Here is a 19,520-nt window from a genome sequence, read left to right as displayed (position 1 = left end):
TTTAACTTAACAGCCTGTAGTAACAACGGTAACGGTTGCAGGAGTACTAGCTGTTGCTTCTGTATACAAAGCATAGCACGCAGCATTAGCCGTAGTTGAGTAAGCTACTCCATCTGGAGTAAACGCGGTACTTCCTGTACTTGGGCCGCCAGTTGCTGTGCTCAATGTCATATCCCAATCTGTATCACTAATATCAGTCCAACCTGCCAAATTTGTAAACGTCATCGATTCGGCTTCTGGATAACCATAATGAGTTTCAATAGCTACATTATTTATTGTCACCTGCGCACCGTTATTTGCAGTGCCTGTTGGATTATCCTGTTCTCCAGCGATAGCTGACTTCGCATAAACTAGTTGAGCTCCGCCCAACAATGCACTTTTTATACCCTCGACAGTTGAAGCCCGAGCATCGCCCTGGAAGTCAATAAAGCGAGGTGCCGCTGTTACTGCCAAAATCCCTAAGATTACGATCACGATGATCAGTTCGATTAACGTAAAACCACGTTGCTGCATGTTAATTCCCCTTAAAATGGATAACGCTATTATTCACTATTTTAGTCTACAGTACAGTGCAAAGCCCGTTAATTAGACGAAATGTTATTAAACACAACCACCTGGCCGATTCGCGGGTCATAAATAAAGCCATCACCCGCGGTATCGTCGGTAGGTTGTACCGTTCGGTTTTGCACCGATTTACTCAGATAATAAAAACATAAATCGTTACCACCGGAGCCCGTACCGTTACTGGCGGTGGTAAAGTACCTGAATTTGTCAAAAGGACGGTTAGCCCAGTCAGACGTAATGGTTGGCGCACTTTGCATAATCAGGTTGAAAATGCTCTCGCAGTCCAGGTTAGTCATGCTGTCGTCTTCTGTGCTGCCATCGTTATTTAACTGGCCGGTGGGGTAGCCGGTATTCTTATCTACCGCTACCAAAATGCCATCCAGCGTTACAAACGTTTGATTGGAGGCCTGATTATCCTGAGGGCGCGCTTCCAGTTCCCATTCGGCGCGAACCAGTCCCACCCCGGTAGCAAAGCCACCCGCCACCCCTTCTACAGTGGCATCTTCAGCTTGTTCAGTAACATCAAGAAATCTCGGTATGGCAACGGCAGCCAACAAGCCAAGCAGTACCACCACGATTACCAGTTCAATTAAGGTAAAGCCCTGCTTGGTTGCAATCCCCTGAGGTGCAGTTGAACCAGCCATTCGGTTTATCATGTTTATCTCCTAACCCTTATTGCCCGCAGTTTATTCGCCGCGGGTAACCACACCAGTGTATATACTGTAATCAAAGTACGGTCCGGTACTCACCCGAAACCGGCATCGTGCATTGGGCACTTTTGCATCGTCATTGTCACTGGCGTAATACTCGCCAATTACTCTGAATCCCTCAACTTTTGCTGGCATATTCAGCAATTGCTCCCACACACGGGTGCAACCCTCTGAATTAGCTTCTACCTTTGGCCAGCCAAAGTGAGCCATGCGCACCGGCCTGCGACCGACTTCTTTACCATCGCGATCGTAATGCACCAGCATGATCATTTCCGGACGGCCTTCGGCCTGCCATTGCCAGTGAGCATTGGTTGCACTGCCAGCAAACTGCCTGGCGTAGCCGTCCATCAATTCAGCTTCAATGTCGGGTTCTGCGTCGTACATGTACACAATGGCGGTGCCCATTAAAATGGTGAAAACCGCAATCACCACCAGGTTTATCATTACCCGGCGCAGATTCTCATCGGTTTCGTCTCTTGGCTTCACCCTACTTTCCCTTTATCGCGCTCATCATGTCCCACATTGGCGTAAAAATACCCAATGCCAACACCAGTACCATGCCTGCTACTATCCCAATCAGAATAGGTTCAATTCTGGCGGTCAGACTTTTTAAATCGTAGTCTACTTCGCGTTCGTAAAAACCGGCGACTTCGGCAAGCAACTCATCCACGCGTCCGGTTTCTTCACCCACATTCACCATTTGTAACACCATAGGTGTGAACAAACCGCTTGCCTGAGTTACCCGGGACAAGTTTTCGCCTTTCTCTATACTCTGGCGCATTGTAATGATGCGCAGTTCCATATAGCGATTACCCACAGCTTCTGCAACCAGATTTAGCGCCGTCGTGAGTGGCAGACCTGCCTGCAGCATCATGGAAAAACTGCGGCAAAAGCGCGCTAACAATGAACGTTCCAGCACACTGCCAATTACTGGCATCCGCAGTTTTCGCCGATCCCAGTTCAATAGTCCTTCAGGAGTATTCAGATAGTGCCGAACGGAAAACACCAGCAAGAGTACGCCTCCCACCAGGAACATCCACTGATTCACAAAAAAGTCTGACATGCCCAGCAAAAATCGCGTCATCAGCGGTAACTCGGCCCCGAATTTACTGAACATATCGGCAAATTTTGGAATAACAAATACATTCATAATTACCAACGCGGCAATCAGGGCAATAACAACAAAAATAGGATAGCGGGTAGCCGCTTTTATTTGCCGGCGGGTTTCCTGCTCGCGCTCTAAATAAGCGGCCAGTTGCAGGAACGACTGATCCAGCCTACCGGTATTTTCACCCACGTGGATGACCGACACATATAACCTTGAAAATATCTTAGGGTGTTGATGCATGGCTGACGACATCGTTCGGCCGCGTTCAAGTAAGCTGATGATATCGGTTAGCGCCAGTTTTAACCGCAACGAACTGGTGGATTCCGCCAGACCACTTACGGCCCTTAAAATAGGGATCCCGGCATGAGTAAGGGAGTACATTTGACGCGAAAATATCACCAGTTCGTCAAGTGAAACCCTGGGAGTGAGAAAGTTAACCGTCTCAACGGTTGCATGTGCTTCCGCCCCGGCAGCAGGATGAATAGAAATAGGCGTAACACTGCGGGCCAATAGCATTTTAGCCGCTGCGTTGGCATCAAGGGCGTCGATTAATCCCGTACGCATTTCGCCATTACTCTCACGCCCTTTATATTCAAACTTAGGCATCCGGAATATCCTCCAGACTCAATCCGCCTGCGGATTTACCCGGCTTTTCGCTGTCGTTCTGCGGGTGTAGCACTGTTTCGGCCTGTTCAACACCATGTTCAGTCTGCGGCACTTCAGCCACCATCTCCACCAATTTAAGTACTTCCTCAACGGTGGTTCGGCCCATTTTTGCATAGGTTAATGCCACATGAGACAAAGGCTTATAGCCCGGGCTTCGGGTTGCATGTGAACTAAACGCAGCGGTATCAGCGTTTTTAAGCGCTTCCATCATAGGATCGGTCAGTTCCAGAAGCTCAAAAACCCCTATTCGCCCGCGATAGCCGGAGTGATTGCATTTTTGGCAGCCCATACCGCGCTTAAACGTAACCTTGTCGACATGCTTATCGATATGACTTAACCAGAACAATTCATCGTGTGTGGGCGTGTAGGTGGTTTCACAGTTGTCGCAAATTCGACGAACCAAACGCTGGGCAATGATCCCACGTAGTGAACTGGCCACCAGGTAGCCTGGCGCGCCCATATCCAGCAAGCGTATGGCGCTGGAGATAGCATCATTGGTGTGCAGCGTAGACAATACCAGGTGACCGGTTAGTGCACCGCGCAATCCAATTTCGACGGTTTCCTGATCGCGCATCTCACCCACCATGATAATGTCAGGGTCCTGACGCAAGGTGGTACGCAGTACATTGGAAAAGTTCAGACCAATCCGGCTGTTAACCTGTACCTGATTAATACGTGGTAAACGATATTCTACCGGGTCTTCAACGGTAATAATCTTGCGCTGCGGCTTGTTCAGTTCACTGAGCGCACCATACAGGGTAGTGGTTTTGCCAGAGCCCGTTGGCCCGGTAACCAAAATCATGCCGTGTGGCCGCTGCAATAAAATGCGCAGGCGATCCAGTAGTGGCTTGGGCATGCCTGTTTGATCGAGCGTAAGCAAACCCGCAGACTGGTCGAGCAAACGCATTACTACGGCTTCACCCGACTGCACTGGCATAGTAGACAAACGCACGTCGATTCGGTGGCCTTTTACTCTTACCTGGGTACGCCCATCCTGCGGCAATCGCTTTTCAGAGATGTCCAGACCCGCCATGAGTTTTAAGCGCAACACCAGTGCCGCAGCGATATTGCGCTCGGGGATCACCGTTTCCTGCAAAATACCATCCACGCGCTGACGAATGCGTAATTGCTGTTCATCGGGTTCGATATGAATGTCAGAAGCTTTAGCTTGTACCGCATCCTCAAAGATGGATTGCAATAGGCGGGCAACGGCGGTGTCCTGCTCATCGGCAAGACCGGCATTGAGTTCAAATTCCTGGTCGTCGCGGTATTCGTTGGCCAGTTCCTGAGCAAACGAGGCAATTTCCTCGGTTCGCCGATAAAAACTGTCGTAGGCACTAAATAATTGCTGCTCACTGACCACTGCTATTTCCAGTGGTTTTGGCAACAGTTCGCTGAGGTTATCCACCGCGGTAATATCAGCGGGATCACTCATACCTACCAGTAAAGTGTTGCCTTTGTCTTCCAGCACCAGCGCCCGGTAACGACGCGCCTGCACTTCTGGCAGCAACTTAACGGCGGCAGGATTAACCGTGTATTGGTCGATGTCGATCAACGGTACGTTTAAGTGAGTTGATAGCAACTCGAGCAATTGTTGCTCTGACACCAGTTCCATGGCAATCAGGGTGGCCCCTAACTTACGTCCGGTCTGACGCTGTTCCGCCAGAGCGGCCATTAGCTGAGATTCGTCTATTAGTCCCTGCTGAACCAGCAGGTCGCCTAAGCGTACTTTTACACTCATGGCGCTACTCCGGTTAACAGTTGTAAGCGTTGTTGTATAAAACGCTGTATGCTGACATCGAGACTTTGCAGGGCAAATGCCTCTCGATAACTGTCTATGGCTAGTTTGCGCTCACCCAGTTTATCGGCCACAACGGCCTGACCCAGCCACCATTTGGCATTGCGTGCGTCTAAATTCACCAGCACACGGTAATCGGCCAGCGCCTCTTCCGGCTTGTTTAACTGTTGGGCCATAGATGCCCTGAAACCCAGCAGTTCAATGTTAGCGGGTGGAAAATCGTCAGCTTCTCTTAACGTGTAATAGGCCAAATCCGGTTCATTTTTTTGTGCCATTAACCGGGCATACATTAGGCGGACACTGCTGTCGGAAGGCGTATTGGATAGCGTTTCCTGCAGCAAGCGCTGCGCATCCTCACTGCGACCTTCGCTAAAGTACAACGCGGCCAGGCGCTTTTTCGCTGCGGTATTATCGGGCTGTTGCAGGATAAGTGTTTTTAGCAGGCGAATGGCTTCGTTGGCATTGTTGCGCTCGATGGCATCTGCAATTTGCGCCTTCAAGCCGGTTTTATTGGGGTCGTTACTGCTGCGAACCACGGGTTTAGCTGCGATTTTGGGAGCGTCATCAACGGTAATAGACGGCGTTATTGCCGTTATTGTGCTGCTTGCCACAATGGCACCTTGTTGCGCTGCCGGTAACGCTGGAGTGGGCTCAGAGGGTGACTGAAGATTACCGGATAATTGCTGTACCGGCGATGCCACCTGATTAGCAGGCTGGCTATCAGGTCCACTCTCAGGTTGGCTATCCGATTGGCTATCCGATTGGCTATCCGGTTGGCGATCCGATTGGCTATCCGACTGATTAATGGGCTGTACTACCGGGGATTGCGCTACAGGCGTTGAATTTTGCTCGGGCCAAAACAGGGTTAAACCAATGGCAATAATGCCCACTACAATAATCAGCAACAAACGAGTAGACACGGCTTTCTTCGCTGGCGGCTGGTAATTGGCCTGCGTTGCGTCACCGGATTCGCGCTGCTCTAAATCTCTGAGCATTTTGTTTACTACGCTCAAACAGATTTCTCCATGAAAATAATGCCCACTACTACACCGATAAATACAATACTCACGGCCACCGTAGCCCACTTCATCATTGCCGTTTGCCACCACTGATGACTGACTGTTCTGGCCGCTTCGGTGTCTGCACTCGCCAATGCAATATGCTCAGGTTCTACACTGGTTTTCCCTTCACCGAAAGCCAGCATCAGTGCTTTATGACACAACACATTCACTATGCGCGGCGTTCCGCCACTGGCCTTAAACAGCAGCTCACAGCAACGGCGGTTAAACAAATCACCTCCCCGATATCCGGCAACAGACACCCGGTGGCGCACATACTGATAAACCTGATCGGCATCCATCAGCGACAGGCTATAACTGAACGTAATACGCTGACGCAATTGGCGTAATTCCGGCAGCGCCAGTTTTTCATCCAATTCAGGCTGGCCAAATAGCACTACTTGTAGCAATTTTCTGGATTCCGTTTCCAAATTGGTCATTAAACGCAATGCTTCAATGCTCTCAACTGGCAATGCCTGGGCTTCATCGATGATCAGCACCGCACTTTGCTGCGACTGATGAATGGCAATCAAGCGCTGCTGAATTCGTTGCGTAAACTCCTGCTGATCAGAGTCTGCAGATAATTCAACTCCCAACTCGTTAGCTACAGCCCGGCGCAATTCCGTAGGCGATAGCAAAGGATTCGGAATGTAGGCTGTAACAAAGTGTTCTGGCAGTTCATTTAACAGCTTTCTGCATATCAGGGTTTTTCCCGTACCTACTTCACCAGTAACCTTAATAAAGCCTTCACCGGTTTTCAGCGCTGTCAGCAATACCTGCATTGCCTCATTGTGCGTAGGCAGGCCAAAGAAATAACTGGTATTTGGCGTGAGTGTGAACGGTAATTCCCGAATACCAAAGTGATACAGGTACATAGTTATTCTACGTACAACCAGTCAGCCATCTTTTCACGGCTCATTTCAATTTGCTCAGCCCAGGTTCCACTGCCCACTACAGTAGGTTTCAGTAAAATAATCAGCTCTTTTTTCGTTTCGCGCTGGCTTTTATTAGTGAATAACTCACCCAGCAACGGAATATCGCCTAACAAAGGGGTTTTGGATTCGCTGTCAGTAATACTGGTTTGCATTAACCCGCCAATCACCACAATTTCACCCGACGCTGCTCTGATAATGGTATCGGATTCCCTGATAGTACTTTGCGCCAGTGGCAGCACAATCTGCTCCTGGTTCAGGCTAACCACTTTTTCCTGTTCCTTGGTTTCAATAACTGAGGGATGCACATGTAATAACACCGAGCCGTTTTCATCAATTTGCGGCGTTACGTCCAGCGCGATCCCCGAGAAGAAGGGGGTTAATTCAATATCCGGCACAACCGACGTGGTGGTTGAGGTAATGGTATTTTGACTGGAAATATCAGTAACAAAATACTCATCGTCGCCCACTTTGATTACCGCTTTTTGATTATTTATAGCCGTTACACGCGGACTGGAGAGCACCTGCACATTGCCCTGGGTAGAGAGCAGTGAAATAACGCCGGAGAAATCCTGATTTAAGAAGGACAAACTGGTTACTGCACCAAGCGAAGCTGAAATCTCGTTGCCAATGGTGGCTGCTGAATTTGCGAAGGTAAAATCAGTACTGCCTGCACTCGCCACTACTTCTGACCAGTTGATACCTTGTTGATAGCCATCGTCCAGAGCCACTTCCAGAATACGGGCTTCCAGAATAACCTGACGCTGCAAGCTGGCTTCAGAAACCTTCAGAAAGCGTTTGATGTCGCGGATTTCGTCGGGCATGGCGCGCACGGTGACTAATCCAGCTTGTGGTGTTACAAATACCGCCCGACCATTTTCGTTACCTACCATCAGTTCCAGTGACGTTTTCAGGTCATCCCAAAAATTGGTTTCTGTGCGGGTTGAAATAGAGGTACCGTTGGCATTGTTACCAAACTGGTTGCCCAGATTATTGCTATTGGCGGAGTTGCCCGAAAAATTGTTGAAGTTGCTATTAGAGTTGCTATTGCTGTTGTTGCCATCGGCCTGAGACACACCGCCGGAGATAATACTGGTTTGGGTAGCACCATCGCGTGTCATCAGCAGGTAGTTTACGGTGAATGTTTCGGTACGCATGCCCGCTGGTAGCACCCGATATACGTTATTCTTACGGCTGATATCATAGCCATACAGATCACCTAACAACTCCATGATCTGTTCCATGCTTACCTGTTTCAGGCTCAGTGAAATGTCGCCACTCACTTCGGGATGAATTGCAACGCTGTATGGCGTTTCGGCCATCAGACCAGCAAAAAATGCACGCACGGCCACACCATCAGCTTCGATATCGTATTTTTCAGGGCCAAACAAAGAAGCAGGCTGACCTGTTAACGGCACTTCACTAAGTAAATCCGTCACATTTTTGGGTACCGCTTCTAATGAAGACGACACCGTTGCACTCTGTTGCTGTTTGGCTTGCTCGTGGGCGATCTGCCTGGCAAGTTGCTCTTTTAGCGATTGTTCCACCACCGAAGGCGGCGCAGAAGATTGGCACCCCGAAAGTAATGTGGCGATGACAACGAAGATAAACCGCTTGCCCACGTATCCCATGTTAATAATTCTCTGCTGCATTGGATTTTACGTTACCGCTTTTGGCAACCCACAGGGTTTTCTCAACCCATTCACCGTTCAATTCATGAACGATATCGACACTGTAAGGATGTATGGCCTTTACAGTTGCCCCCTGAATACTCTGCCCTTCTGACACAACCTTGCCATTAATTACAGCACGACGCTGCTGGCCTACCCGCATGATCGCTTCCACTTCAAGTACCAGCTTTACGCCACTGACAGCTTGTTGTGTTGATGATGAAAAATGAGACGGACGCGTTGGATCTTCCAGTGTTTGCGCTACCACCGGCGAACTCAGCAGCATGAGTAAAACAATTAATTTATTCAACACCAATAAACGCCTTCTCTGTGCTCAGGGTATACACTTCCAGTGTCACTTCGGCGTTAGGGTACTCGGAAACCTGGTAAGCCATTGAACGCCAATATATTTGGTTGGTCAACTGTTCAAGACTGGCCAGAAAATCCCGCACCGCAAAAAAGCGACCTTCGAAGGTGAGCTTCACACCGTGCTGGTACAGAGGAACGCCCTCCATTGCCGGGTTATCGGCAAAAATATTCACCGGCGTCACTGATGCCATTTCAACCAGTTTAAGCCCTTCTGCCTGAGCAAATACCTGTTCAATCAGCACCGGCATTTGCCTTGGCAGGATCAAATCCGACAGTTGCGCAGAAAACTGGTTTTGCAGTACTTGCATGCGGTCGTTCACACTGGCAATTTGCTCACGCAGTTTTTCGTTGGGGTCTTCGGCTAACGCTTGTTCATAAATTATAGAGGTTTGCTGAAGTGTTTGAATTTCTGTTACTAATGGCGGAAGCGAATCAGCCGTTTTGGTGTTTTTTTGCAGTGCAGGATCGATCAGCAAAAACACCATAATCGCCATAATCACAATCAGGCCGGTAACAAATATCAGCACTTTTTCGCGCTGACTCAGGCTTTCAAACTGAGCATCGTATTTCGCAAAGCTCATCGCTGGCCTCCCTGCGCTGGCGCGCCTGACTCAGCAGTACGCGACATACTGAGTTCAAAACGCAGTTGCTGTTCGTCGCGGAACAATCGGGCCGAATCGAAGGTTCGTCCGGAAAACGATGTTGTTTGCCCAAGGCGTTGCAGCCACTGTGGCATTGCCTCCGGTTTGCTAAGCTGACCCTGTAGCAACATCATGTGCTCACTTACCTGAATCGTTTCAAGCCAAATATCCCGGCTGTTTTTAGCTGCCAAATTATCCAGCAGATCTGCAAATCCCTGCCGCTTAATTTGTTCGCGCAGACTCAGTTCACTCAACAGTAACTGACGGTTGCTCAATTCCTGCCGACGCTGCTCTAACTGTCGTTCCAGGCCAGCGTCGGGTTTGCGTTGTTCGAGGGCTTGTTGCAACGTACTCACGGTAAGCAGAAGTTGCTGTTGTTGGCGTTGTTTGGCCATCAACTCTTCCTGTAAAGTTGCACCATACCAGGTCACGCCAGCCCACACTATGGCCAGAATCACAAAGGCAAGACCCCACACCGCCGTTACCGTACTTAACGACCACACATCCAGGCGCGGTGTAAATTCTGCTGTATACAGGTTGATACGCTGCTTCACGCGGCAGCCTCCGCAGGTACTACCATCATTGCTTTGGTGGCCCCCAGGGCAGCACCAAGGCTGGTGTAATTCAAACGGTGTAATGGCAGCGGGGTATCACACACAATACCGGCTGGTATTAACTGACTAACGTCGGCATTCACAACCTGATTGATTTGCAACGCAAGTGCATCTGTATGCTGGGTGTCCAGTCGCAATTTAATCTGACGAACAGGAGCCTGGCGAAGCTGACTTTCGTAGAAATCCATTGAACGCTGAACCTGTACACTCAGCGATTCCCCAATGCCCATTTGCAGCTCTTCGTTGGTAAAGCTGCCGAGGTTTTCAAACCCTTTTAAACGTCGGCTCAGGTACAAGTGGCCATTTTTCACGATATTAAGACAGATTTCCTCGCCCGCTTCCTGGACTAAAGTAAGAATGGCGTCTGAGGACGCTTCAATTAAGTCGCAGGTAGCCACTTCTTCCACGGTAATGTGTCGCAGTGTCAAACCCGACTCAAAAATGTATTCGCAGGTAGTCGCCACGTCTTTTTTAGGTATCGCAATCACATTAACCTTCGCAGCGCCAGCCAGTGGTACCGGTAAGTCGATGTAATCAATCACCATTTCCTGATCGCTGCCGGTAAGTTCTTTTACCGACCAGGTCATCGCCGCAACAATTTCATCCGCTTCTACAGCAGGGCGATCAATTTGCAACATCTGGTACCAGTGAATCGAAAATGCCACATAGGCAGGCGTGCCAGCCAGATTGTGCTTTTCTGTCCAGCGGGATAGGGCTTTGCCCCATTGGCCAAAACTAACGGTTTCTTCATGCGCAACGTGCAACGCCGCGCCTTGCTTACGCAAAGCACAAAACGTGACTGTGTCCAGGGAAATCGCAACACCCACCGCGTAGTAGGCCGATTTTTTTCTGAATGCTTGCTTTAAGTATGTACGCCAACCTATGCGCATGAAATTCAGTTATGTCCTTAAAAGAGTTATGCCGATTACACCAGAGTTTGCATTAAAGTACCAGCCCATGGTATTACCTTTTAGTTGAGTTATATCAGTCTCTTGATAGCATTGTGGGCTTTAAGGCTCTGAATATTTGCTTTCCTAATCATAGGCCATAAAGTATTGAATGCCACTAGCCCCCCACACACAATGTCGCCGGTAGTTGCCGGAGAGCCCTATTTGACAACCGACAACTCGCTGAGTGATGCTCGCCAGCATGCATTATTGCTGTGCAACAAATTCAACGCACTGCCCCTGGCAGAATCTGCTCAACGCGCCTTGCTGTTATCGGACTTGTTCGCAAAAGCTAAAGGCGTGCAGGTAGCATCCTCTCTCAGGGTGGAGTACGGAATAAATACCCATCTGGGCAAGGGTACGTTTTTAAATCATCACGTTTGTATTATTGACGCCTGCCCGGTACACATTGGCAATCAGGTGCTGATTGGGCCAAATACGGTGATAAGTACCGTGGTGGGACGCTTTACACCGGGACCATCCCAGCCACAGGAAACTGCCTTACCAGTTACCCTGGGGCACCGGGTATGGGTAGGCGCCAATGTTTATATTTCGGCCGGTGTAACCATTGGCGATAACTGCGTAATTGGCGCAGGTAGCGTGGTTACCCAATCTCTTCCGGCCAATGCCCTCGCCTACGGCCACCCTGCCAAAGTAATAAGGAAAATTCAGCAAAACCCTCAATGAATTAAGCAGGGTTGCCGATAACCAACTATGGTTTAAGCAGTCCGGCTCCAAAGACTCACAACAAAACTCAGGTGACATGACGTATATCCGTTTGACGCAATTAAAACTATTCGCCCTGATAATGACGGCTTCGCTGCTGACAGCTTGTGGCGGATTGAGCAAAGAGACCGCCAGCGAAACCTTCGCCGTTAATGCCGGGCGCGACCGCACGATAGCAGAGCAATCCTCGATTTCGCTGTCGGCACAGGTGTCTTACCCTTCAGGAGACGTAACCTATCGCTGGACTGCACCGTCATCGGTAACAATCACCCAGGAAGCCACCACCAGTTCGGCGGCAACCTTAACTGCTCCAGCGGTTACCAGCGAAACCCAATTCACGATTTCAGTTACCGCTACCGATGCCAGCAGCCAAACCGCAACAGACAGCTTTGTACTTACGGTGACACCTCAGAACAGCGCACCAACTGCGGTGATTACCGTTGCCGATTGGCCGGATGCCGACCCCGGTACTTACCCGGCTGGCGTATCGGTTACACTGGATGGCAGGAGCAGTTTTGACAGTGATAACACCGACAGCAACGCTATTGCCAAATGGCTTTGGGAACAAACAGCAGGCAGCGATGTGCTTACCGGACTGGAAGCTGACCAATCCACACTGGTCATTGCTACGCCAATTGCTGATAACCGTCAAACACTGACATTTTCACTCACGGTAACCGATCAGGAAGGCGCCACTAACAGCACAACGTATTCGATTACGGTGTTGTCTGCCTTTGAAACCCAGCCACAGGTATCCGCCGGAATGGATCAGGCCGTCTTTGGCGGCGAAATAATTCTGCTCGACGGTACCGCCAGCAGTTCGTTACAGGCAGCATACCCACTGAGTGCATTGTGGACTTACAGCGGTGATAGTGAGCCAACCATTGTTCAGGCCACGCAAACGGATACCTATGCCATTGCACCACTGGTGACCAGCACAACGTCGTTAGAGTTCTATCTTACCGTTGAAGACAGTTATGGGAATGTTGTAACGGAAACCAAAAGGGTAACAGTGCGCCCGTTTCCGGTTCGTGTACTGAATGATACCGGTATGTCACTGCAGGCCAATAACACGGCCAATGGCACCAGTCATCAAAACGCATGGCCCGGCCAGGATGCACACAAAGGTGCAGACGCACTGGCAAGCGCAGGTATATTGAATAAAGCTGGCCGCGGACAGGCCGGGTTCGATTTCACCAAACTCAACGCCAACGGCGATGAGCAGGATGATGACGTAACGCAATTCAGTTGTGTACGCGACAACGTTACCGGGCTGGTTTGGGAGATTAAAACCACTGATGGCGGTCTGCGCGATCAGGATCACCTTTACAGCTGGTACAGCACCGACAACAACGGCGGTGCTGAAGGCGCACTCAATGGCACCAGCACCCAGTGTTCCATTACCAATTGCAATACCGAAGAATATATTACCGCAATCAACAGTGCTGGCTTATGCGGTTTTTACGACTGGCGTTTACCGACCCATGGTGAATTGTTATCGCTGGTGCATTTTGGCAAAGGCAGTTCACCGCGTATTGATACCCAGTATTTCCCTTATACCGGTAATGGCACCGCCAGCGCATTGTGGTATTGGACCAGTCTTCCCAGTGCCGATGGCGTAAGCAACGATGCAGCACAAAATGCCTGGGCAATCGACTTTATCTCCGGCGTTGATAACTTCCTGAACAAATCATCTGCGGCCAGTATCAGGCTGGTAAGAGCGGGGCGATAATCATGAGAAAACGCATTCTCTTTTCAATGTTGTGTTTACTAACGGTTTCACATTCCGGATTTGCACAAACCTGTCTTGCCAATGCCGATGACACTACACCGGACGAAGATTTCGCCAATATAACCACCAGCACAACCCTGCACACGCCCACCGGCTTGATCTGGCAGCGCTGTGCGGTAGGGCAAACCTTCGATGGTACTACCTGTACCGGTGAGGCATCGCAAATGACCTGGCAGGAAGCACTGACTTACGCTTATGAATACGACGCAGATTTATTACAGGGCTGGCGGGTACCCAACTTAAAGGAACTGGCCAGCCTGGCTGAGCGGGATTGTGTTCGCCCGGCCATTAACAGCACGTTTTTCCCTGCCACGCCTCCAGACAGCTTTTGGACCTCAACGCCGTCGGTACTGGATCCGCTGCGCGCCTGGACAGTCGCGTTTTTTAACGCCAGTCATTCCATTAAGGAAAAAGACCGCACCGTTTATCTGCGACTGGTACGCACTAAATTGCCTACCGAATAAGCTCTCGCCTCTGTCTCGCCTCAGGGTTCCAGCACATAAAGTCCCGGAGCGTCAGCCAGTCCGGGCTGTGCTTCAACCTGTCGGGACGGTACATCTGCTCCCGAATTATCGACCAGCCACTGTTGCCACACCGGCCACCATGAACCTTCGTGCATCGGTACTTCATCCAGCCAGGCCTGGGGCGGTAAATACTGCCCGTCTTCTTTTCTGGTCGCCACCTGATACACCCGGTGAGCATGGCCAGGCTCACTGATAATGCCCGCGTTGTGACCACCATTGGTAAGTAAAAAGGTAATGTCTTTATCGATCAACAGGTTCACCTTATACACCGATTGCCAGGGTGCAACGTGATCTTTGGCCGTACCCACCACAAACAATGGCACCTGAATATCCGATAACGCTATGGGTTTTCCATCTACCATGAGTTGGCCACCAGCCAGTGCGTTATTCAGATAACACTGGCGCAAATATTCTGAGTGCATACGCGCGGGCATGCGAGTGGCATCCTGATTCCAGGCAAGCAAATCATTGGCATGCTGACGTTCACCCATCAGATACTCCTGTACCCAGCGCGCCCACAACAGATAGTTTGCCCGCAGCATAACAAAGGTGCCGGCCATACTTTCTTTAGGTAAATAGCCGTTTTTGGCCATCACCGCTTCCAACATCGCTAACTGGCTCTCATCGATGAACAACCGCAAGTCGCCCGCGTCGCTGAAATCGGTTTGCGCAGCCAGCAGTGTCAACGAGCAAAACGGACTGCGGTTCTCACGCTCCAACCAGGCTGCTGCCATACTCAGCAGCGTGCCGCCCAAGCAGTACCCTACACCGTGGATACGCTGCTCTGGTGTGCGTTTTTGCACTTCAGCGATGGCTTCACCCAGCCCCCGTTTCAGGTAATCCACCAGCCCCACATTGTGGTCGTCCTGCCGGGGATTCTTCCACGAAATCATGAACACGGTATGCCCCTGATCAACGAGGAATTTTACCAGCGAATTGTGCTCGGAAAGATCGAGTATGTAGTACTTCATGATCCAGGCAGGGGTAATTAGCACAGGCTCTGCTTTTACCGTTGCCGTAGAGGGTGAATACTGAATGAGCTCTAATAAGGCATTTTTAAACACCACCTTACCAGGGGTAACGGCCAGGTTTTTACCCACCTGATACAGGCTGTCATTTTTTTGTGCTTCGCCCAAATATTGTCGGGAAATATCGTGTAACAGGTTATCCATCCCCTTCACCAGATTATTACCTGATGTTTCCAGCGTAGCCTTCGCTACCTTGGGGTTGGTGAATAGATAATTTGCCGGCGACAACGCTTCGAGCCACTGACGCACGGCAAAGTTAACCATATCGGTGTGATGCTTTTCCACGCCTTGCACATCGCGGGTAGCAAGCTGCCACCATTGACGCATAGCAAGGTAGTTTTGACGATACAAGGCATAAGGCCAGGGCATCCATTCTGCACCCGCTAAACGGTTGTCGTCCGCAGCATCTTCACATTCGGGGTTTTGCCCGCATGCATGCGTAACAGACAAATCCAGTAGCGCCTGCTGTTTGCCCAACGACAGCAATAGATGAATAAGCCAATCTGCGAACGCCAGACCATAGGCAACCGGGTCAATGCCTCCGGTGAACTGGCTCAACAGCTGATTGATGGCGTAATCGGGTTTTAGCGGTTCGCTCACATCATCCGGAGTGGCATGCCGGTCGGCATAGGTGTATTCAATGACATTGCTTTCACGATTGATCATGGTAATTCCTTACTGAAGGCACGGGAAAATTTGCAGACTGATACGATTAATTTATCACCAGCAATCATTAAAAAGCTTGATCTTGATGGGTATCAATATCGAATTTTCGAAATAAGTTAATCTGATACCGCAATTTGCTGTTTTTGACCTTTTTCTCACGGAGACCTTACATGGATATGATCCGTAACAAGCCATTTGATGCTATTCACATTGGCGATTCAGCGTCACTTACCCGCACACTGTCGCGCAAGGATATTCAGCTATTTGCCATCATGTCGGGCGATGTGAACCCGGCACATGTGGACGAAGAGTACGCCAACAGTTCGCAGTTTCATCACATTATTGCTCACGGCATGTGGGGCGGCTCGCTGATTTCGACTGTGTTAGGCACCCAACTCCCCGGGCCGGGTACTATTTATCTAAAACAGGACTTTACCTTTTTGAAGCCGGTTTCACTGGGCGACAATCTGACCGTTACAGTGACCGTAGCCGAAAAGCAGGAGCATCACAGAGTGCTGCTAAACTGCACCTGTGTAAATCAGTTAAACGAAACGGTGATCACAGGGCAAGCCTTGGTTAAAGCACCGATTGAGAGTATTGCCCGCCCGCGCGCTTCTCTGCCCGCAATAGAACTGAAAGAAGAATCCAGCGCTCGCTATCAGCAGTTTATGACCATGGCGAAAGGCATGCGTCCGCTCAAAACCTGTGTGGTGCACCCGGTTGATGTGAACTCTCTGGCTGGGGCGATAGAAGCGGCCACAGACAACCTGATTGAGCCCATTCTGGTGGGTCCGAAGGCTCGAATCGAACAGGTTGCTGCGGAAAACGATCTGGATATTACCGGGTTTAGGCTGGTAGACACACCGCACAGCCACGCTGCTGCAGAGACGGCAGTAAAAATGGTATCTGCGGGTGAAGCAGAAGCCCTGATGAAAGGCCATTTACACACCGACGAACTGATGCATGAAGTGCTCAATAAAGAATATGGGCTTCGCACTGGCCGGGTGATGAGCCATATTTTTGCACTCGATGCTCCCAGCTACCATAAATCACTGTTTTTAACCGATGCAGCCATTAATATCCGGCCGAATCTGGCTGCCAAGAAAGACATTATTCAAAATGCCATCGAATTGGTGAGCACGCTCACTAACAGCACGCCCAAAGTGGCGATCCTGTCTGCGGTGGAAACCGTTGAAGAGAAAATTCCGTCCACACTGGATGCTACCGCTTTGTGCAAAATGGCCGAACGCGGGCAGATCACCGGAGGATTGCTGGATGGGCCATTAGCCATGGACAACGCCATCTCCAGCGAAGCCGCAAAATCGAAGGGCATTATGTCTCAGGTAGCAGGGGATGCCGATATTCTGGTTGCACCCGATCTGGAATCCGGCAACATGTTATTCAAACAAATGCGCTATCTGTCTGGCATTGAGGGGGCTGGTATTGTGCTTGGCGCCCGGGCACCGATTATTCTCACCAGTCGTGCGGGGGGCCCCATGACGCGCAAGGCGTCCTGCGCCATGGCGCTGGTCTTTCAGCGCAAACGTGAAGGACAAGGGCAATGAATGCAGATTCTGCCGGGCACTATCTGGTTATTAACAGTGGTTCCTCAACGCTCAAATATGCCGTGTTCAACATTGACGACTTAAGTGTTGCAGAACGTGGCAATATGGATATTTCACCAGCGACCTTTTCGCAATCGCTGGAATCCATATTACATCATGCCGGTAACGTGGCAGCCGTTGGCCATCGTGTTGTACACGGTGGTGAAAAATATGCAGCACCGGTGGTCATTGATCACAACAATCTTGCTATTTTGCATGATCTTTGTGGACTGGCTCCCTTGCATCAGCCTCATAACCTGCATGCTATCGACGTATTACGGGAAGCGCACCCGGAATTGCCGCAAGTAGCCTGTTTTGATACGGCATTTCATCAGTCGCAACCAACACTGCACACCCTGTATGCACTGCCAGCGACGCTGCGCAATAAAGGCTTGCGTCGATATGGCTTTCACGGACTGTCGTACGAATACATCAGTCAGCAGCTGGCCGTCCTTACCCCAGGAAGTGGTGGGAAATGCATTGTTTTGCATTTGGGCAGCGGCGCCAGCGCGTGTGCCATGTACAAAGGTAAAAGTATCAGCTCCACGATGGGGTTTACAGCACTTGAAGGGCTTATGATGGCTACCCGCTGTGGTTCCCTGGACCCTGGCCTTGTGCTGCATTGCCAAACCCAATTAGGCATAGATGCCAGCACGCTCACGGCAATGTTATACAAAGATTCCGGGTTAAAAGGTGTGTCTGACATGAGCGGTGACTTGCGAGTACTGCTGGACTACACCGATCAGCCAGCCGTAGAACAGGCTATTGCCTTATATTGCCACTATATCATTAAAGCCATAGGCTCCTTGGTTGCTGAATTACAAGGGCTGGACACTCTGGTGTTTACCGCAGGCGTTGGCGAACACGCTGCGGCTATTCGCCAACGGGTATGTGGGCAACTTGGCTGGTTAGGTGTAGAAATCAACGAAACGGCAAATCTTAACGATTCACCCGTTATTCACAGTGCTAACAGTGTTGTGAAAGTAAGGGTTATTCCCACCGATGAGGAAGCAGTGATTGCCCGACACATGCGCGCTATGCTGCACAAGTAAATGCCAGCACAATACTATTTTTTCAGTATACCCACGCGCTTCAGGACATCGCTGATAGTTAACTGTGCAAAATCGGCAAACTCGCCGGCGTCATAAAATCGACCATGACAGCCCGGGCAACTTTCAAACTGAATATGAGTTTGCGCACTGTCTGTCATTTTTAACATGCGGGTGTTCACGCAAACCGGGCAATGTATATCCCGGGTGTCGTTATACAAGGCGCCCAATTCTTTATCGCCGGTATCGATGGCCTTGGCGATCACTTTGTGATCGGCGTGTTCCAGTACATCAAACCATAATCCGCCACAGCTTCTGCACCGTTCAATGACACCCATTGGCGTTTGCACATGGTCGAATTTCCCGTGACATTTTGGACAGAACAAATTTATACCAATTCGCATAGAAGTTTGCCCTCTCAGGATAATGACAGCGCTACCGAAAAATATACCGCTTGTTATGATTCAATAGTGCACCTATAACGATACCCACCAGAAGCACTACCACAATCCAAACTGCCCTGGGCATACTCACTGTCCAGAAGATAAAGGTAATTTCCACTGTACTGGTGTTTTGTAAAATAAACACGGCACATAACACTAATAGCGTAATAATAGCCGTCATTTTGGCACGTTTCATTGCTCTCTCCCCGCCCATCTATCCGGCAGATAAAACAGTTTGTGGATCCACTGGTACTGCGTCTTCACTGGGCATCAGGTTTTCCACCAGTAAGTCCATATTTTCGACCACATCACCTGGCTCTTCGAACATCGCAATATGGAACATCGCATCCCCTTCCTGCACCAGCGGAATATTCTGTTGCCCAATGATTATCCCAGAACGCGGCGCAGTGACCGGATGAATATAGGCACCACTTGGACTGCACACATTTGCCAGTAAATCGCCTTTTTTTACCCTGTCACCCAGCTGTTTCAGGTTGCGCACTATGCCGCTTTCCGGTGCACGCAGCCACAAACTGCGGTTGGCGACAAAGGGTTCAATTTTTTGAGCGCGTTTACGTCGTTTTGGCACCATGCCTAAACTCGACAACACG

The 19,520-nt window shown here is 50.0% G+C and carries 21 protein-coding genes; 5 read left to right on the top strand and 16 right to left on the bottom strand.

What is annotated here, in order from left to right; all coding sequences use genetic code 11:
• Positions 1-6 precede the first annotated feature (6 nt).
• The 12 genes from ACLR2L_RS04585 to ACLR2L_RS04530 all read right to left on the bottom strand — a co-directional run bounded on the left by ACLR2L_RS04585 (position 7) and on the right by ACLR2L_RS04530 (position 11,020).
• The gene (locus tag ACLR2L_RS04585) at positions 7-513 is read right to left on the bottom strand and encodes a prepilin-type N-terminal cleavage/methylation domain-containing protein (RefSeq protein ID WP_413366097.1); all 507 of its coding nucleotides are present in this window, start codon (positions 511-513) and stop codon (positions 7-9) included.
• A 68-nt stretch (positions 514-581) separates the two neighbouring features.
• Complete coding sequence (locus ACLR2L_RS04580) at positions 582-1,220, bottom strand: prepilin-type N-terminal cleavage/methylation domain-containing protein (RefSeq protein ID WP_140958771.1); 639 nt, start codon at positions 1,218-1,220, stop codon at positions 582-584.
• 30 nt (positions 1,221-1,250) lie between these two features.
• On the bottom strand, positions 1,251-1,760 hold the full coding sequence (locus tag ACLR2L_RS04575; RefSeq protein WP_413366095.1) for a hypothetical protein: 510 nt from the start codon (positions 1,758-1,760) through the stop codon (positions 1,251-1,253).
• A gap of 1 nt (position 1,761) precedes the next feature.
• Positions 1,762-2,988 (bottom strand): type II secretion system F family protein, encoded by a 1,227-nt coding sequence (locus ACLR2L_RS04570; protein WP_413366093.1) that lies wholly within the window; start codon positions 2,986-2,988, stop codon positions 1,762-1,764.
• Positions 2,981-4,789, bottom strand: coding sequence for a GspE/PulE family protein (locus tag ACLR2L_RS04565; RefSeq protein ID WP_140958765.1), 1,809 nt, complete (start codon positions 4,787-4,789; stop codon positions 2,981-2,983). The genes ACLR2L_RS04570 and ACLR2L_RS04565 overlap by 8 nt, the downstream gene beginning before the upstream one ends.
• Positions 4,786-5,859 (bottom strand): tetratricopeptide repeat protein, encoded by a 1,074-nt coding sequence (locus ACLR2L_RS04560; RefSeq protein WP_413366091.1) that lies wholly within the window; start codon positions 5,857-5,859, stop codon positions 4,786-4,788. Before ACLR2L_RS04560 ends, ACLR2L_RS04565 begins: the two co-directional genes overlap by 4 nt.
• Positions 5,856-6,779: an ExeA family protein gene (locus ACLR2L_RS04555; RefSeq protein WP_140958761.1), complete on the bottom strand. Its 924-nt coding sequence runs from the start codon at positions 6,777-6,779 to the stop codon at positions 5,856-5,858. The genes ACLR2L_RS04560 and ACLR2L_RS04555 overlap by 4 nt, the downstream gene beginning before the upstream one ends.
• 2 nt (positions 6,780-6,781) lie before the next feature.
• Entirely contained in the window at positions 6,782-8,488 is a 1,707-nt protein-coding gene (mshL, locus tag ACLR2L_RS04550) for a pilus (MSHA type) biogenesis protein MshL (RefSeq protein WP_413366088.1), read from the bottom strand.
• Positions 8,469-8,819: a hypothetical protein gene (locus ACLR2L_RS04545; RefSeq protein WP_413366086.1), complete on the bottom strand. Its 351-nt coding sequence runs from the start codon at positions 8,817-8,819 to the stop codon at positions 8,469-8,471. Before ACLR2L_RS04545 ends, mshL begins: the two co-directional genes overlap by 20 nt.
• Positions 8,809-9,456 (bottom strand): type II secretion system protein GspM, encoded by a 648-nt coding sequence (gene gspM, locus ACLR2L_RS04540; protein WP_413366084.1) that lies wholly within the window; start codon positions 9,454-9,456, stop codon positions 8,809-8,811. Before gspM ends, ACLR2L_RS04545 begins: the two co-directional genes overlap by 11 nt.
• On the bottom strand, positions 9,453-10,070 hold the full coding sequence (locus ACLR2L_RS04535) for a hypothetical protein (protein ID WP_413366082.1): 618 nt from the start codon (positions 10,068-10,070) through the stop codon (positions 9,453-9,455). The genes gspM and ACLR2L_RS04535 overlap by 4 nt, the downstream gene beginning before the upstream one ends.
• Positions 10,067-11,020 (bottom strand): MSHA biogenesis protein MshI, encoded by a 954-nt coding sequence (locus ACLR2L_RS04530; RefSeq protein WP_140958753.1) that lies wholly within the window; start codon positions 11,018-11,020, stop codon positions 10,067-10,069. The genes ACLR2L_RS04535 and ACLR2L_RS04530 overlap by 4 nt, the downstream gene beginning before the upstream one ends.
• A gap of 192 nt (positions 11,021-11,212) precedes the next feature.
• Between ACLR2L_RS04530 and ACLR2L_RS04525 the strand changes: the two genes are divergently transcribed.
• The 3 genes from ACLR2L_RS04525 (at position 11,213) to ACLR2L_RS04515 (ending at position 14,059) form a co-directional block, all read left to right on the top strand.
• Positions 11,213-11,764, top strand: coding sequence for a sugar O-acetyltransferase (locus tag ACLR2L_RS04525; protein ID WP_413366080.1), 552 nt, complete (start codon positions 11,213-11,215; stop codon positions 11,762-11,764).
• 91 nt (positions 11,765-11,855) lie between these two features.
• Entirely contained in the window at positions 11,856-13,535 is a 1,680-nt protein-coding gene (locus tag ACLR2L_RS04520; protein WP_413366078.1) for a DUF1566 domain-containing protein, read from the top strand.
• A gap of 2 nt (positions 13,536-13,537) precedes the next feature.
• Positions 13,538-14,059 carry a DUF1566 domain-containing protein gene (locus ACLR2L_RS04515; protein ID WP_140958748.1) on the top strand — a complete coding sequence of 174 codons (522 nt, stop codon included), beginning with the start codon at positions 13,538-13,540 and terminating at the stop codon, positions 14,057-14,059.
• 20 nt (positions 14,060-14,079) lie between these two features.
• Here the strand turns inward: ACLR2L_RS04515 and ACLR2L_RS04510 are convergent, their stop codons facing one another.
• Complete coding sequence (locus ACLR2L_RS04510; protein WP_413366076.1) at positions 14,080-15,813, bottom strand: PHA/PHB synthase family protein; 1,734 nt, start codon at positions 15,811-15,813, stop codon at positions 14,080-14,082.
• A gap of 170 nt (positions 15,814-15,983) precedes the next feature.
• Between ACLR2L_RS04510 and ACLR2L_RS04505 the strand changes: the two genes are divergently transcribed.
• Positions 15,984-17,378, top strand: coding sequence for a bifunctional enoyl-CoA hydratase/phosphate acetyltransferase (locus ACLR2L_RS04505; RefSeq protein WP_413366074.1), 1,395 nt, complete (start codon positions 15,984-15,986; stop codon positions 17,376-17,378).
• On the top strand, positions 17,375-18,469 hold the full coding sequence (locus ACLR2L_RS04500) for an acetate/propionate family kinase (RefSeq protein WP_413366072.1): 1,095 nt from the start codon (positions 17,375-17,377) through the stop codon (positions 18,467-18,469). The genes ACLR2L_RS04505 and ACLR2L_RS04500 overlap by 4 nt, the downstream gene beginning before the upstream one ends.
• Positions 18,470-18,483: 14 nt before the next feature.
• Here the strand turns inward: ACLR2L_RS04500 and ACLR2L_RS04495 are convergent, their stop codons facing one another.
• The 3 genes from ACLR2L_RS04495 to ACLR2L_RS04485 all read right to left on the bottom strand — a co-directional run.
• Entirely contained in the window at positions 18,484-18,870 is a 387-nt protein-coding gene (locus ACLR2L_RS04495; protein WP_413366070.1) for a zf-TFIIB domain-containing protein, read from the bottom strand.
• Between the two features lie 31 nt (positions 18,871-18,901).
• Positions 18,902-19,105, bottom strand: coding sequence for a lipopolysaccharide assembly protein LapA domain-containing protein (locus ACLR2L_RS04490; protein WP_140958739.1), 204 nt, complete (start codon positions 19,103-19,105; stop codon positions 18,902-18,904).
• Between the two features lie 18 nt (positions 19,106-19,123).
• Positions 19,124-19,520, bottom strand: a 397-nt coding sequence (locus ACLR2L_RS04485) for a succinylglutamate desuccinylase/aspartoacylase family protein (protein ID WP_413366068.1), incomplete at its 5' end; no start/stop codon positions are given.

Source organism: Alteromonas sp. AMM-1, assembly GCF_047290655.1.
Lineage (GTDB): Bacteria > Pseudomonadota > Gammaproteobacteria > Enterobacterales > Alteromonadaceae > Alteromonas > Alteromonas mangrovi.
This window is presented reverse-complemented; position numbering and strand designations above follow the sequence as displayed.

What these genes read in the sequence shown, in the direction of transcription:
- ACLR2L_RS04585 (WP_413366097.1), bottom strand. Translation starts at nt 513, where the DNA reads ATGCAGCAACGTGGTTTTACGTTAATCGAACTGATCATCGTGATCGTA.
- ACLR2L_RS04580 (WP_140958771.1), bottom strand. Translation starts at nt 1,220, where the DNA reads ATGATAAACCGAATGGCTGGTTCAACTGCACCTCAGGGGATTGCAACC.
- ACLR2L_RS04570 (WP_413366093.1), bottom strand. Translation starts at nt 2,988, where the DNA reads ATGCCTAAGTTTGAATATAAAGGGCGTGAGAGTAATGGCGAAATGCGT.
- ACLR2L_RS04565 (WP_140958765.1), bottom strand. Translation starts at nt 4,789, where the DNA reads ATGAGTGTAAAAGTACGCTTAGGCGACCTGCTGGTTCAGCAGGGACTA.
- ACLR2L_RS04555 (WP_140958761.1), bottom strand. Translation starts at nt 6,779, where the DNA reads ATGTACCTGTATCACTTTGGTATTCGGGAATTACCGTTCACACTCACG.
- mshL (WP_413366088.1), bottom strand. Translation starts at nt 8,488, where the DNA reads ATGCAGCAGAGAATTATTAACATGGGATACGTGGGCAAGCGGTTTATC.
- gspM (WP_413366084.1), bottom strand. Translation starts at nt 9,456, where the DNA reads ATGAGCTTTGCGAAATACGATGCTCAGTTTGAAAGCCTGAGTCAGCGC.
- ACLR2L_RS04530 (WP_140958753.1), bottom strand. Translation starts at nt 11,020, where the DNA reads ATGCGCATAGGTTGGCGTACATACTTAAAGCAAGCATTCAGAAAAAAA.
- ACLR2L_RS04525 (WP_413366080.1), top strand. Translation starts at nt 11,213, where the DNA reads ATGTCGCCGGTAGTTGCCGGAGAGCCCTATTTGACAACCGACAACTCG.
- ACLR2L_RS04515 (WP_140958748.1), top strand. Translation starts at nt 13,538, where the DNA reads ATGAGAAAACGCATTCTCTTTTCAATGTTGTGTTTACTAACGGTTTCA.
- ACLR2L_RS04510 (WP_413366076.1), bottom strand. Translation starts at nt 15,813, where the DNA reads ATGATCAATCGTGAAAGCAATGTCATTGAATACACCTATGCCGACCGG.
- ACLR2L_RS04505 (WP_413366074.1), top strand. Translation starts at nt 15,984, where the DNA reads ATGGATATGATCCGTAACAAGCCATTTGATGCTATTCACATTGGCGAT.
- ACLR2L_RS04500 (WP_413366072.1), top strand. Translation starts at nt 17,375, where the DNA reads ATGAATGCAGATTCTGCCGGGCACTATCTGGTTATTAACAGTGGTTCC.
- ACLR2L_RS04495 (WP_413366070.1), bottom strand. Translation starts at nt 18,870, where the DNA reads ATGCGAATTGGTATAAATTTGTTCTGTCCAAAATGTCACGGGAAATTC.
- ACLR2L_RS04490 (WP_140958739.1), bottom strand. Translation starts at nt 19,105, where the DNA reads ATGAAACGTGCCAAAATGACGGCTATTATTACGCTATTAGTGTTATGT.